This is a genomic window from Xenorhabdus sp. PB61.4, from assembly GCF_963894935.1.
Classification (GTDB): Bacteria; Pseudomonadota; Gammaproteobacteria; order Enterobacterales; family Enterobacteriaceae; genus Xenorhabdus; species Xenorhabdus stockiae.
This window is the reverse complement of record NZ_CAWQJR010000186.1, coordinates 1-14,295: the sequence shown is the minus strand read 5'-3', so window position 1 is coordinate 14,295 and position 14,295 is coordinate 1. Positions and strand designations below refer to the sequence as shown.

Here is a 14,295-nt window from a genome sequence, read left to right as displayed (position 1 = left end):
AGAGATGAGCATGTTGGAATATAGTGTTGGTAGTTCTACTGATAGAGATGACCTTTATGCTGAACTATCTTTTAATAAGGTACAGTGGGGAGAAATCTCGTTATCTGAGGACAAAAAATCAGTGAATATTATTATTTATCCTGATAGTAATATTTTAGAATTCAGTTATGATGAATTTTTGAGTATAGTGGAAAAAGCAAAGGCTCATTTACTTAGTTTGGAGCCATTGTGTAGATAACAAAAAAATCCCAGCTATGACGCTGGGATTTTTTGTTATTGAGAATAATGCCTTGGGAGATGGATTTGGCCCGAATTCATTCTGGGTTCAAATGGCTAATTCCGTAAACTCAGATGCAACATTGGCATTCGACTTACTGAGTAAAGGAGCCTCTGTAGATGAAATTGATAAAGCAATAAAATATAGTCATCAACGACCATCATGGGGAGTTGAATATAAAGTTAAGCCTTATTTGAGAGGTGAAGCTGAATTTGGAGCAGGTTGGGCTGGATTTGCTGAAGTATCGTTGGATCCATACAAATTTGCAATTAATGGTGGGGAAACAACCGCTATCGGTGTTCATACTGGCGCAACTGTTGGAGTAGAATTTGGTCCTTACTTCCCAGGTTCGTTAGGCTCCTTGAATAAAGACTATTCTTTTGACCTAGGCTTTGGTTTTGGTTCAGTAGGGCTGTCAGTAGGAAAAGATGGAATAGGTACATCATTAGGTGCCGGGCCATCATATGGTTTGAAAGGAACACAAAAAATCTCATTGGGTGAAGTAGACATAAATGGCAAAGAGGGTGCTGAAATATATAAATATGAGTTTAAGGAAAAATAAATATGATTGTATATATTCCGTTTGTTTTTATGGTGTCAAGTTTGTTATCTCTTTCAGGCTGTCTGATTTATTTTGGTCTTAGCCGAAGAGTTTCACTAAAAAACCCAATGATTGCATTCAGGTTTTTTGATTTTTGTTTTTTTAATAAAAGCAAGCTGGCTAATTTTTCCATATTTATGTTTTTTACAATGTATGTGTTTGGTATTTGGGATTATTTTCTAAGGCATGAATACACCATTCATGTCTTAGCGTATTTCATTGGTACGATTGCAATATTTTTATTTATTGTTCATTGCAGGTTTTTATCTAGAAGAAAATTTTCATGTGGAAATAAAATTGAATGTATAAGAGAGTTTTTTTTTTGAAATGGATATAAGTTTTAAAAGTATATTACTGTGGTTATCTAGATTTTTTTATGCTGTTTATTTTTATATGGTTTTTTCTAATTGATTTTTGCCACAAAAATATAATCGAGAATAACTTCCTGAGTGTCAATGAGCTGGACAATTTTGTGCACAGAGCACGTAATTGTGAAGGAGGCAGCTGTCAGCAGGTTATCCGGGATATGATTAATACCAATATCCGTAACCAGCAGGAAATGATGGACTTCTGTAACAACAACCCGGAGCAGTGTACGCAGAAGTACGGTTATCTGGTTGAACAATGCGGCGTATTTGAGCGCACTAGACTTTTCAATTTCACCCGTTCAGGATCTGGCCGTTTTTCCCGCTTATGCCAGGATTGATAACTACTGCGATTGATCTGGCTGGGTGCACTGGTCCGAGGTTTGAATGAGCCAGAGTATAGGGTATCTCACAAAGCTGCATCAAGGGGGGGGATGAACAAACGAGTAATTATGTTCATCAAGAAAAAGAATGGTACGGTCTTTACCACCTTAATATCGGACAAAAGTTTGACCTCAATCAGCCTAACCTATAAGGTATTTAACTGTTACTTATGATCTGTCGCCTGTAAGGATCAGCGTGAAGCGGCGAACTAAAACTCCCGTAGCCTGCAAGGGAGAGCATTACAATGCGGTACATCTGCGCACTTTTGGAAGCAGATATCATTGAACACCTAACCCTCCGTTTGATGATGAAAGTTTCCCGGTGTTACTCATCACCGGCTACTCATACAATAGAGCAAAACAGGCTCTGTCTTACGTCAACTGATACAGTTTTTATCTGTAAAACATGCATTCACATTTTCAATTCATCACGGTAAACGTCCCGAATATTGTGCGGCGTCACTTGTGTTGAAGCGCAGCGATTACCAAGTGACGCCGCAAAGCGGCAAACGTCCATAGCCCATCCGGTCTGGTTTTACGACCAATTTGAATCCCGCATTACTCAGTGAAACCACGTAAAACAGACGATTAACCACCCTGTTAAACGATTGTCCTATCGGATTTTCAACCCACTGCCTGATTGCAGGCTGATGCAGTAAAAATTAAGGAGAAATGAATCACGTCAAGATAATGAGGCGTTCATCCTGAACTGATCAGGCTCTGAACGGGGAGCATGTCATCGCTGTGCTGGGCACGTCGCGAGCTCCTGCAATAACTCAACACAATCCCGCCCTGCTACACATTGTCTGACGCACCACGGAACGGTGAACCTGAACCGATACGCAGGGAATTGTTTTAAAAACGACTAAAAATGAATAAAACAAACGCAAAGTAGCAGGAGAGGCGAGAATGGCGCAGGGATCGACACGTTCAAAGGTTGAGCTGTTCAGAAAAACCTTTATCACGCATGCCCGACAGGCGGGCGGAAGTTTTGTCACCGTAGCAGATCGAGAGCGTATGGCCCGGCAGTTCCTTGATTATTTGAAAACCAATGGCATCAAACTCCGGCAAATGGACAGTCTGAAGGTGAAATATATTGAGCGTTACATTGCTGAACGCAAAGCCAACAATCTCAGTTATCGGACACTGCAAAATGAAATGTCGGTGCTGCGAGCCATTTTAGCGCACGCTGGCAAGCATAAGCTGGCTGATCCCGATAATGCCCGCCTGAGTAACCGGGCATTGGGTATCGCGGATACCAGCCGCAAGGGAACGAAAATGGCGCTGGCACCGGCTGCATTCCGGGACATTTTTCAGCAGGTGGAACAAAAAGACCGGCGTGTCGCGGCTGTGATGCAACTGGCGTATGTGCTGGGACTGCGTACCAAAGAAGCGGTGGAAGCCTACAAATCGTTAGCGACCTGGAAGAAAGCACTGGAAAACGGGCATACGTCTGTGCGGGTGGTGTTCGGTACTAAAGGTGGACGACCCCGGCAGACGGTCATACTGGATCGGGAAGCCCTGCAATACGCGATTGCTTATGCTGAACGCGAGCAGACCGGGCGTGGCGGTAAACTGATTGATAAGCCGACGATCACGCAGGCCATCGACCGTTACCTCTATATTGTCAGACGTGCAGGACTGACCGGTAATAAAGCGCCACACAGTATGCGTTATCATTTTGCTCAGCAATCCGGGGAGCATTATATAACGCAAGGATTCAGCGAGCGGGAAGTGCTGGCACTGGTCTCGATGGATTTGGGGCATGGTGATGGGCGCGGACGTTATATTAAGCAGGTGTATTACCAGAATATTGAAAGTGAATAAACTGTATTGGATCACACCCAGTCTGCTGCTTTATATGAGCAAAGCAACCTTGAATCTTAGGTTATTATTAATATGTTATCTATAACTCACTTTTGGACAAAAGAGAGTTAGTTGTACCAAATAAGACTCGAACTGAGCGAGAGTTAATCAAACAGCCAGCTTAGTGCCCAGACTGTGTAAAAACCGTGATTTCATCCAACAAACATCGATTTGGGTTGCATTTAAGCACCCGATTAGCGCTCATCACATTCACAATGTTTTGATGTAGATTGGTGGCTTGTAATATGAAGTCATTTAAAAACAGCGTGCCTTGAGCGTTTGGGGCAGATTTTTGGTGAAACTAAGCTTACTTTATCACTTAGCTCAGACTGATGGCCGCCATCAAACCGACAGTTCCCAGTAGGGTCATCATACGTTTCAGGTTGTAAGCAAGAACACTGAGGCTGATTTCAGTGCTCACATTTTTGAGGCGTTTAGTCAAAAAGTGAGTCGCTCCCATCCACATTTTTATCGTGCCAAACGGATGCTCAACACTTTGTTTCCTTATCACCGGGAATTCTGGATTCTCATCTAACCGTTTTTGCATGTCATCAATAATCGATTCATGTATCCATCGTCTTATGCGACGGGGCTCTTTCTTTGATGTTGTGCATTGAGATCGGATTGGGCATTCATTGCACGCTAAATTGTTGAAGTAAACATCCAGTTCTACACCTTTCTCCATGATCTTCATTCGCTTTTGTAACCTTTTACCCGCCGGACAAATGTATACATCACTGCCGTTGGCGTACTTGAAGAGAGACTTGTTAAAAATGCCTTTGCTCTCCGAACCTGAAGTGTCAATTTGTGGCACATTCGCCGTGATGCCTTGATCATGCCCGTCTTTGATATCATTTCGACTGAAGTAGCCTTTGTCGGCTAACACTGTAATAGATTTCTTCCCCAACACCTTTTGGACTTGCTCGGCAACTAATGTCAGTTGACCCCGGTCTGTTGTCATGACGATGTCGTGGCAAACGATGAGATGGTGCTTTGTATCGACCGCCGTTTGCACGTTGTAGCAGACTTGTCTTTCCATGTGGTGTGTTTTCATCAAGCGGGCATCAGGATCCGTCTGTGATATCTGTTTGTCCGGATGCTCATTAACTTGTTTTTCGAGTGCTTTTAGCTCAATTAAGCGCTGCTTTAGCCAGGCTAATTTCGATGCTGTGACGGTCGGATCAGACTCTTTTTCGTTCTCATCTTTGGCATCCATCTGGATTAAATATTTCTCGATACTTTTTTCAACTCGCTCGATATGAAACTGTACTTTACTGGGGGTGTAGTTTTTGGATTTATTATTGACGGCTTTGAATTTACTACCATCAATAGCGAACACGGCATCTTCAAACATGTTGAGTTGTCGGCATAACTCGACGAATTTACGGCAGACGTTTTTAATTCCCTTACCATTATCCTTTCTGAAGTTTGCAATCGTTTTGAAGTCGGGAGATAAACGTTCAAGCAGCCACATTAACTCGACATTGCGGTTGCATTCCTTCTCCAGCCGTCGCGATGATTGAATTCGATTTAAATAACCGTAGATGTAGAGCTTGAGCATCAGGGCAGGGTGATATCCAGGGCGGCCAGTTGACTTGGGATTCACGCTTTCAAAACCTAAGTCGAGTAAATCTAGATGTTCAACAAAGACATCAATAACTCGCACTGGGTTATCTTCGCTAACAAAGTCGTCCATGAGTTCTGGAAAGAGCGTGGATTGATGCCTTGATTGACCAGTAATATGGTGAGACATGCCAGAATCTCCATGATTATGCTTACCAATCTGATGATACTGGACTTGGCTTTGAAATTGGATCGGTAGCTAAGACCAATTGATCATAAGTACATCGTACTCAGACCAAAAGCTGATCAAGGGTTTTTACACAGTCTGTGCCAGAAGCCGACATAACTAACATCATTGTGCCTTAATCAATGGGGGAGCATGTCATCAGTTTCTGACTTTCTCAATTGTGGTTGAGAATTGCTCAGACATGAGATAACACTTATCTGTACTTTTGAGTTGAATAACGAAGAGCATCAACAAACAATACAAAGGTTGTTGTAGACTGGGAGTAACAGAATATGAACAGCCGTATTATATAACAGCTCTGAAGTGTCTATACAGTGGAGAATCAGCGCGCGTTAAATGTCATTATCCCGCCGCCGATAATCCTCCTTAATGTACTTAAACCAAATTTAGCGCGGTACCCGCACGCACCGACAAGGAAAAACGCAATGCCCAGTAAATCAATCAAGGCGATAATTCAGGAAATTAATAATGACGAGGCAGATGGTGGCGGACTTTGGCTGCCAAATATTCAGCGGCAGTTTGTCTGGGATACTGAGCAAATATCTCGGCTGTTTGACTCAGTAATGCGGCAATATCCGCTTTCTTCCATGCTGCTATGGAAAACTCGCGAAGCGATAAAACATCGTAAATTTATTCAAAACTTTAACGGTGGTAAGGTCGACTTAAAGGATCACTATCGCCACGGTAAAACGAAAGCGAAATGGCTGGTACTGGATGGTCAGCAGCGTTTACAGAGCTTTTATCTGGCGCTGAAAGGCAGTATTGATGGCCAAGTACTGCATTTCGATTTGCTGAGCGGTGCGGCGACAAGTAAAGAAGAAATTCGCTACCACTTTGAATTTAAGGATGTCACTAGGGCCAATTGGCCATGGATGGCAATGTCCGACATTATCTACACCAAAAAATTACCAGAGCAGATTCTCAACCAGCGCGTGCAGGATGAGGAACTGGAACTAAGTGCGGAAGAGCGCGAACGGGCGACAATCAACCTCAGTCGCGCACGTCAAGAGTTCAGCAATGAGGGAGCATTACTTTACCACGTGATCGACAGCAGCGACGACGACAGCGAACTCAATTTTGACGATGTGGTCGAGGTCTTTATTCGCGCTAACTCAGGTGGCACACGGTTGAGCAAGTCTGACCTGATGTTTACGCTACTCTCAACAGAGTGGTCTGATGCGGATGTAATCTTCGAAGATTTTTTGGAAAAAATTAATGATAACGGCCGCTTCAACTTCTCACGCGATTTTTTGATCAAACTCAGTACCACGCTGCTGGGGTTTGGTGCCAAATATGATGTGGATAAACTGCGTGATGACGATGTGCGCAGACAGATCAGTGAAAACTGGCCTGCGATCGCTAAAGCTTTGCAGTTTGTGAAAGATGAGATCGTTAGCAAAACCTATATCCGTTCCAGCAAGGCGCTTACTTCTTATAATGCTATGATTCCACTAGTTTTTTTACAATATCACTTCCCGGGGCAACTGACGAAATCAAAAGCGTTAAAACAGTATCTGGTGCCTGCACTGCTCAATGGTGTCTTTTCCGGTCAGCCGGATGGCATTATCGATAAACTGGTGAAAGTGATTGAAGAGCAGCAATGTTTTGATCTGAAAAAGATTCGTGCGGCGATTGTTTCCGCCAACCGCAGTCTGCATTTGACTGAAGAGCGTCTGTTCGACTGGTGCAGCTATGGTAGCGGGAACATCCATCTACTGTTTAACCTGTGGTATGGTGGGGAATATAAATCCTCGGGCTTCCAGCACGAGCCGCAAATTGATCATATTTTTGCCCGTAGTCTACTGAAAGATCAGAAGGAACTGAACGAAGAAACCGGACGGCAAGTGCGAATATATGAAAACTGGGAAATCGATCAGTTGGCGAACTGTATGCTGCTGCCTGCGCATCAAAACGGCGCAGGCGACAAAGGAGCACAGCCGCTGGACAAATGGCTGAAAAATCAGTCCACTGAATTTCTGGATCTGCACTGCATTCCTTGTTCACCAAAAACCTTGTGGAAAGTGGAGAATTACCCGCGCTTTATCGAGAAGCGCAAGCAGTTGATCCATGAGCGTATCGCGCAAATGGGGCTGCTGGATAGCGAGGAGTAAGCAGGCAAGCATGCGGTGGCTTAGGGCCACTTTAGCTTTATTGACCACCTCACATCTAGGCATCGTTAGCTCATGCCGATACCAATCATGTGAGCCGTTCATATAATCATGTGACCTACCTTGATGAAAGGAAGACAATGATGCAAGAATGGGCATCATCAGCTTGATGTGTGGTCTGAATAGGTAGCCAATAGAGACTGGCTCTAGATTGTCTAATTAGATAAATAAGTTAGGATACGGACCGTACGGATGCTTTTTGAATATGCCCTTCACAATGATTCAGACACAATAGTTCACGTAGATTCAGTACAAAACGGAAAGCGTTGTAACTGTGTTTGTAAGCACTGTGGTGATACCCTCATTGCAAAGAACAATGGAAAGATCAACACACACCACTTCTCTCATGCTACAAAGGAAGAAAGCCGTGACTGTCGGATGACGCAGTTACATATAGCGATACAACTCTATTTTTCTTCGCTATCTGAGATTACTTTTCCAATAAATAGGATAGCTATCGACGAAACAGATATTGCCGTTTCCGACTTAACAACTGAAGTTAAAGAGTCAGTACTTGAATACAGGATCGGACCCTACCTGGCAGACATATATCTTGTGACAGATATTGGTGATGTGGCTATTGAGGTCTGCGTTACTCACAAATGTGACGAGGATAAAATACAGTATTACATTGACCAACAGATTGATTCAATTGAGTACTACTTTCCTCTTGCTGAAGGTAATAGCATCTCTGAATGGATTTCTCTGGTAAGAAATAATCTCGTCGAATACAAATGGATTTATCACTCAGAACTTGAAATTAAGAAAATCGAGTATTTTAAACAGATTGAAGAAGAGAAAAGGAATAAAAAGGCAGAAAAAAGAAACAGAGCTTTAGCATCGCTTCGTAAAGCCATATCTAGCAAAAGAATTCACTTACCCAGTATACATAAAGAAGTGGAGTGTACTTATGCAGAACAATCTTACAAAGAAAGACCGTTGATTTATTCCAAAAGGGATTTAATTTGTGACAAGGTTTTACTTTGTCATGAATCAAGTGACTATGCGGTAATAGAAGGATATATAGACAATCGCGTGATATCGATTATCTATTCTTTTACCGAAGAGATACCTACTCTAAATTATCAAGATGACAGAAGTATAGTGTGTCGTCATTATTCAGATGAATCGAATGCATCGACGTGGACTTGGGTTAAGCATCCATCATTAACCAAGAAATTTGATAAAATAAAGTCACAATTCAGATCTGATTGCGAGCATATCTATCATAAAAGAGTAAGGTCAGTATGTCTAAAGGATAAAGTGACCAAGCTTGCATCCGAATACTTAGATAATCGTCAAGTTTACTTTAATCGGGACTATCAGAAATGGAGAAGCTGGATGATGAATAAAGAGTTATTTATACCTGACCAAAATAAAAAAAATCCTTCATTACCTGACATATTGAAAAAGAGAGAGTATCGCATGCTCTGGCCATTCCAAGCATGGAGTATAATAGTGTTAAGTCATCTAGCAGAAATGGTGGATGCTTACCCCGTTAGCCAGAAGATATATTACAACGATTTATTTATTAAACTTGCAGGAAAATATGGTTTATCAGAACAATATCGATACCTATCGAAAGAGTTTAAAGATTTAAATATCTCTACTACTACCTTTGATTCACTTATTGATGAAGATAGTACGATTAAAGATGCATTATCTACCTTTGGTTCACTTATTGATGAAGATAGTATGATTAAAGATGCATTATATCCCTTTGCCAAGATGAGTATCATATCTGTTAACAAGGAGCACTTAATGAGAAAAGGTTCTCTTATATTAGCACTAGGAATTTAGACTCATATTATTTATGAGCCATTCGTTGCTTGTTTTACAAGCATCTAGCACAAAATACTACAATCCTACACAGGGCTAGGGACAAGCAGCTCTGCTGCCAAGCTGACCGTCAAATTTAATCGAGTCCTACCGTAGGATAACGTCAGGTCAAGTCGCTGCTAATACAATTTAATTTCGATACAAAAAATGGATATTGCCGGAGCAGCTTTCTACCCCCAATTAATCAGGAGTGGCCTATTTCGGGACACGAGTGGAATGATGCCGTTGATAAATTAAACATATCAAAAGCAGGCAATTACACAAATTTAGAAACAGGGTCGTTATGACCATAAAACTAATTAGTTGAGTCTTTCTTATTAACTCTTTTAATTAGCCATTAGATTTGTTAGTTGGTAATCAACCTACTAAAACTATTGTCATGTTATAGTATTCAGTTCAAATCCGGTAATACAGAAAACAGATTCTTGTCCTGAAGGCTTATGCGTCAGGATCATACAGGCAAACCCACTAAAGGCATTGCGAAAAGCTATGAACCCTTCTTTTTTTCCTCTATTTGTTTGACCATATATTGTATGTTGTTTTGTTGTTATACAGATTTCGGTGAAGTCAGAGAACTCACTCACATAGCCTGTGACAAGAACATGATCTCCAAATACTACCCCAGCTTTGAATGCAGTAACTGTATCGGTAAAATCATTAATGTTATCGTAGTCTTGCGTTATAATCGGTGTGTCGGTTTTGCCAATACGCATAATACCAATACCTATTTTTTTATTTCCATTTTTTGTTGTAATAATTTCAACTCCATTATAATTAATGTGATATTTGTTTTGGCTGTAATTAGTAATCGAAATGATGCTTATATCATTCCAACGTAAATCTACAATTACTATGCTTTTCCCCATTGGTAATGAATTCAGTTCATTTTCACATGAATAGATCAAATGTAAAATACCTTTTCTGTCTCCTTTTTCTAAAAGACACAATGCTTTTCCTAAATTTGCTTCTTTGTTTTCAGGCTGAGATTTTATGCATCGTTCAAAATATCTAAGTGCCTCATCAGAATCCCCATAGAAACGCGTAATCTCTCCCTTGCACGCCAATGCATCTGGCATTCCAGGAGCCTGCAATAACGCTTTATCTATATGAATGCTGGCCTCAGTGAATAAACCAATCTTGTATAAAATATAGGCCAAAGATATTCTAGCAATGATATTATTTTCATCAGCTGCGATGGCTTCCCGATAAAATTCCTCAGCCATTTCTAGCTTTTGCTTCTTAGCATAACAAGTTCCTATTTGATATAACGTCGACGTATTGCCTGAGTCCTTGTCATTAGCAGAAAGGAATAGTTCGAGTGCTAAATCAACGTTATTGGCATTCAGCATCAGAGAACCTTTAATACTTAGTGCTTCAGGATGTAGGGATTCGAGCGTTAATGCTTTTTCGCACCAAGAAAGTGCTAATGTGTCGTTATTAAGAAAAGAATATATAGCAGCACAACGACAATAAATAGACACTGATCCAACAAACTCAGCTAATTTTAGATACTCTGATAGTGCTTCTTGATATTTTTCTTTTACAAGATAATCTTCTGCAAGTGATATTTTGTTATTTACGCTTTTTATTACTTGATCAGGATCGATTTTTATTCTATTAAAGTGTCCAGACTTAATATCGGGTGTTTTTTTTGTGAACGACGAGATGACATGGTTCTTTAATATTGAAATAATGCGATCTTTTGTAAGAAAACCTCTTTCATTTCTAGCTATTAAAATGATATACAACAGTTCACTAAAAGCTTGCCCTGAATCTAAGAGCAATCCTTTTTGAATTCCCCAATCCATAATCCAGTATTTAATAGTCTCCTCAATGTGATCTATTGAGATAGACTCGATATTCCAGTTGTCTTTCATGATGTGCAAATCGTCTGGACTGAAATTATGCTTCTGCATGATTTTAATGAAATCACACTGTTTGATTATTTTGTCTACTTCAGTGGCATCCGATGATTGGAAATTCTTGTACTGTTTTAAATACGTAATGAATGTTGAAAGCTTTTTATCAATATCAAGCCCTATTAAGGTTGTGTAGGGTTTTAAATAATTTTTCGCTATTTTATGTGTGATTGTTGAATATTTGACTTGAAAATACTTAGTGTGAGAGGAAAACAATAGTGTAAAATCATCATCAGTCTCAATCCCAGTGGAGAGAAATTCACTATTATCTATATTTTTCCTTGTAAAATATAGGGTACAGAAACCTTGATACGTATCCCCAATGGAAGAGAATGCCCCTCCAGACTTTTTTTTACTAAAATAGCTATCATGAGTCATAAGAATAAAACCAAAAATATTGCTGTATCATCATCTTATATAATAGACAATCAATGGACATAAACGATTTAGTGCTAATGCGCTAATCCGGTAAATTCAGATAAAAGATAAGCTGAGCTCAGTCAAAAATCAAACTCAGCGTATCTATTAAGTCAGTAGTCATTCACATCTATTAGAGGTTTAATGTCCAACCGATTAACGACTTTTAGCTATTGAAGATATAGAGCCACAATCATTTGGTTTATCAAATGAAGAACTACCAGCCACATAGTCATTTACTAGCTTTCCAATTTTCGCTACTGTAGCCTTGTCCGTTGAGATAAAACCCAAAGGCATAGTTACCGGCAAAGTTTCTGGTTGAGCGAAATGATAAATAACAACAGTTATTTCATCTTCAAGATGAAGGATCTCAACATTGCCATCCAAGAAACCTTCAGCGAGCCCTTTAGCATCTTTGTGGAATTGCCCAAGTTCATGCATCCATTGTTTGGCTACTCTGGAATCCCTGTCATCGGATACTGGTACATACAACACAGGCTTGTAAAGCCGCTTCTCTTTAGTGCTCGACCTATGAATGAAGTTGCTTAAGCTAGTAGTAAAGCGGTCACTCTTTGCCCAGTATGCATCTGACGGTGCAATCCAGGTAAACCAACTGTTGCCTGTATCAGCTTTGCTTTTGATACGCTTATTGATCACCGGAGTCAGAGCCTTCTGTAGCTTCTCCCAATTGCTTTTTGAGTATATCGGGCCAAGGAAAGTCGTTCTGCCGGAAGCTGTATGCTCCTCCAAAGACTGCATATCCTCTACATAGTTCGGATTGATCAGGTTTGTCTTTGAATCAAATAGCTTCAGGGTCTCTTCATCGCTCAGCGAAACCATGGACTTGATGATACTCATGGTATTGTTGAGCGTTGATAACCGAGATAGCTCTATGGCCATTAGTTCATGAACACACTCCGAGCTATTTAGCTCTTCATAATCTTCACGCTCAACAGCCTTGCCATCGTTATCCATCTGAAACTCTGTGGTCAAACGCAACGGCAGCTGTCGCAGTTTATTGACAGAATTCACAGTGTAAACAGAGGGTTGCTCCTTTCCATCCTGAGCCAGCAAGTGGGATAGATAGCCCTTATCCAGAATCTGGTTAAATTGGTGCTGAAAGTGCTTCTCTACCAACCTTTCGCTTTGAGAAGCGTTGCTATCATCAATCTTGAGAGATATGCCGGCTTTCCACTTGTCTTGGACATTCTGGTTACTGAAGCAACTAAAAGTGGCCAGATCAAATGACAAGGTAGCTCCACTATCTTGTACCGTAGAAAGCTGTGGGATTTCCCCAATTTCAGAGAAATAACCATTTGATTTGTCAGTCAAGGTCAGACGGCTATCCTGTGACAGTGTCAGTTCACCACGCTGAACCAGATCTGAAATCGCTTCCTCTGTCTCACGGCGGCTAAGGCCAAAATAGGTCGAAATTTGTGCCTTGCTCATTGGTGCGACATGAACAAGCCTCAGCACAAACTCTCTGATAAATGGCAGCCCTTTCTGAGATACGTATGAAAACTGAATGTTAAACCTCTGCGCGGGTAGCAGGAAGTCAACCTCGTGATAAGTTACTTTGTTATCAGACATAATTCTGTGTCCCACCCTGCTTAGCTGAGATGAATGTGTATCCGGCTTCCTGACCACGCTCAGTCATATAGCGAACAACGGAGCCTAATGGCAGCTCTCTGTTGTTTCCTTTCCAAATATCCGCATTGCCAACAATTAATAAACGATCCATTGCACGAGACATCGCAACGTTGATCCGATTAGGTGCTCGTAAGAACCCAGGGCTATGCCACTTATCCGAACGCGTCAAGGACAAAATGATGATCCTGTTTTCCTTACCTTGATAGCTATCTACCGTGTCAATTTTGACAATATCCTTGAAGCCGTCACTCCAGATTTCCTGATTGAATTTCTGGCGCAGTAACCGCTTTTGCTCTGCATACATACAAATCACACCGATAGCAGCTTCATCTTTGCTGGTGAGCTTCGAGAGCTCCGCTACGAAATCAGCATTCTCTGACACCTGTTTGAGCACTGAAATAATCTGATCAGCTTCGCAGCGGTTGTAGATACTTGTCCCACGATCTTCCAAGTGGTGCGCCCGTTGGCCCAAGTTAGAGGTATCCAGCCAGGTCACCATGCTGCGCAAAGCTCTAGGTGTATTCTGATAGACATCTGGAATTACTCGCTCGCCATTTCTAAGCTTACCTTCATAGAAGGTTTTCGATACCAGATCACCGATAGGTGGGGCCATACGATACTGCGTCAGCAGTGCTGCGCTAGCTTGCTCACCATAGGTAGAGTTGAATGCGCGTGCAAAGTCACTTCGTAACACTTCATCGATCTCAGTGCGCGAACTGTTAATACCCAACTTCCTTGCCAAAGCAGCCTTATGCGCATCGGAGTACAATGGAGGAAGTTGCAGGTGATCTCCCACTAACAAGACACGTCTAGCTGACTGCATTGCGATGGCTAATTCACTCGCAATTGAGCGTGCAGCCTCGTCGATGATCACCCAATCGTAAATGTTGGTCATGCTCCCAATGATTAGATATTGTGATAGAATCCCTGCTTTTTCTTATGGGTGAGATATGGCGAAAGTTGATGTGGTTTGTCGTTACTGTCATAAAACAGACGAGGT

The 14,295-nt window shown here is 41.4% G+C and carries 9 protein-coding genes and 1 pseudogene; 6 read left to right on the top strand and 4 right to left on the bottom strand.

Features of this window, described 5'->3' with window-relative positions; genetic code table 11:
- The first annotated feature begins 10 nt into the window (after window positions 1–10).
- The 4 genes from AACX68_RS15645 (at window position 11) to AACX68_RS15630 (ending at window position 3,453) form a co-directional block, all read left to right on the top strand.
- Window positions 11–238 carry a hypothetical protein gene (locus tag AACX68_RS15645; RefSeq protein ID WP_228859720.1) on the top strand — a complete coding sequence of 76 codons (228 nt, stop codon included), beginning with the start codon at window positions 11–13 and terminating at the stop codon, window positions 236–238.
- Window positions 239–254: 16 nt separating this feature from the next.
- Window positions 255–839 (top strand): polymorphic toxin type 25 domain-containing protein, encoded by a 585-nt coding sequence (locus AACX68_RS15640; RefSeq protein WP_228859719.1) that lies wholly within the window; start codon window positions 255–257, stop codon window positions 837–839.
- Window positions 840–1,350: 511 nt separating this feature from the next.
- Window positions 1,351–1,584 carry a hypothetical protein gene (locus AACX68_RS15635; protein WP_228859718.1) on the top strand — a complete coding sequence of 78 codons (234 nt, stop codon included), beginning with the start codon at window positions 1,351–1,353 and terminating at the stop codon, window positions 1,582–1,584.
- A 951-nt stretch (window positions 1,585–2,535) separates the two neighbouring features.
- On the top strand, window positions 2,536–3,453 hold the full coding sequence (locus AACX68_RS15630) for an integrase domain-containing protein (RefSeq protein ID WP_228859717.1): 918 nt from the start codon (window positions 2,536–2,538) through the stop codon (window positions 3,451–3,453).
- 358 nt (window positions 3,454–3,811) lie between these two features.
- On the opposite strand, the gene AACX68_RS15625 is transcribed toward AACX68_RS15630, so the two are convergent.
- On the bottom strand, window positions 3,812–5,245 hold the full coding sequence (locus tag AACX68_RS15625) for an IS1182 family transposase (protein WP_228859716.1): 1,434 nt from the start codon (window positions 5,243–5,245) through the stop codon (window positions 3,812–3,814).
- Between the two features lie 482 nt (window positions 5,246–5,727).
- Between AACX68_RS15625 and AACX68_RS15620 the strand changes: the two genes are divergently transcribed.
- Window positions 5,728–7,413 carry a DUF262 domain-containing protein gene (locus AACX68_RS15620; RefSeq protein ID WP_228859715.1) on the top strand — a complete coding sequence of 562 codons (1,686 nt, stop codon included), beginning with the start codon at window positions 5,728–5,730 and terminating at the stop codon, window positions 7,411–7,413.
- A 249-nt stretch (window positions 7,414–7,662) separates the two neighbouring features.
- Window positions 7,663–9,270, top strand: coding sequence for a hypothetical protein (locus AACX68_RS15610; RefSeq protein WP_228859714.1), 1,608 nt, complete (start codon window positions 7,663–7,665; stop codon window positions 9,268–9,270).
- 416 nt (window positions 9,271–9,686) lie between these two features.
- Here the strand turns inward: AACX68_RS15610 and AACX68_RS15605 are convergent, their stop codons facing one another.
- From AACX68_RS15605 to AACX68_RS15595, 3 genes and pseudogenes are all read right to left on the bottom strand, one after another.
- On the bottom strand, window positions 9,687–11,606 hold the full coding sequence (locus tag AACX68_RS15605; RefSeq protein ID WP_228859713.1) for a tetratricopeptide repeat protein: 1,920 nt from the start codon (window positions 11,604–11,606) through the stop codon (window positions 9,687–9,689).
- Window positions 11,607–11,801: 195 nt separating this feature from the next.
- A complete protein-coding gene (locus AACX68_RS15600; RefSeq protein WP_228859712.1) occupies window positions 11,802–13,235 on the bottom strand; it encodes a hypothetical protein in 1,434 nt (477 codons plus the stop codon).
- Window positions 13,228–14,199 (bottom strand): annotated as a pseudogene (locus tag AACX68_RS15595) (DEAD/DEAH box helicase); the annotation flags it as partial. The gene AACX68_RS15600 and the pseudogene AACX68_RS15595, both read right to left, overlap by 8 nt.
- Between the last annotated feature and the right edge of the window lie 96 nt (window positions 14,200–14,295).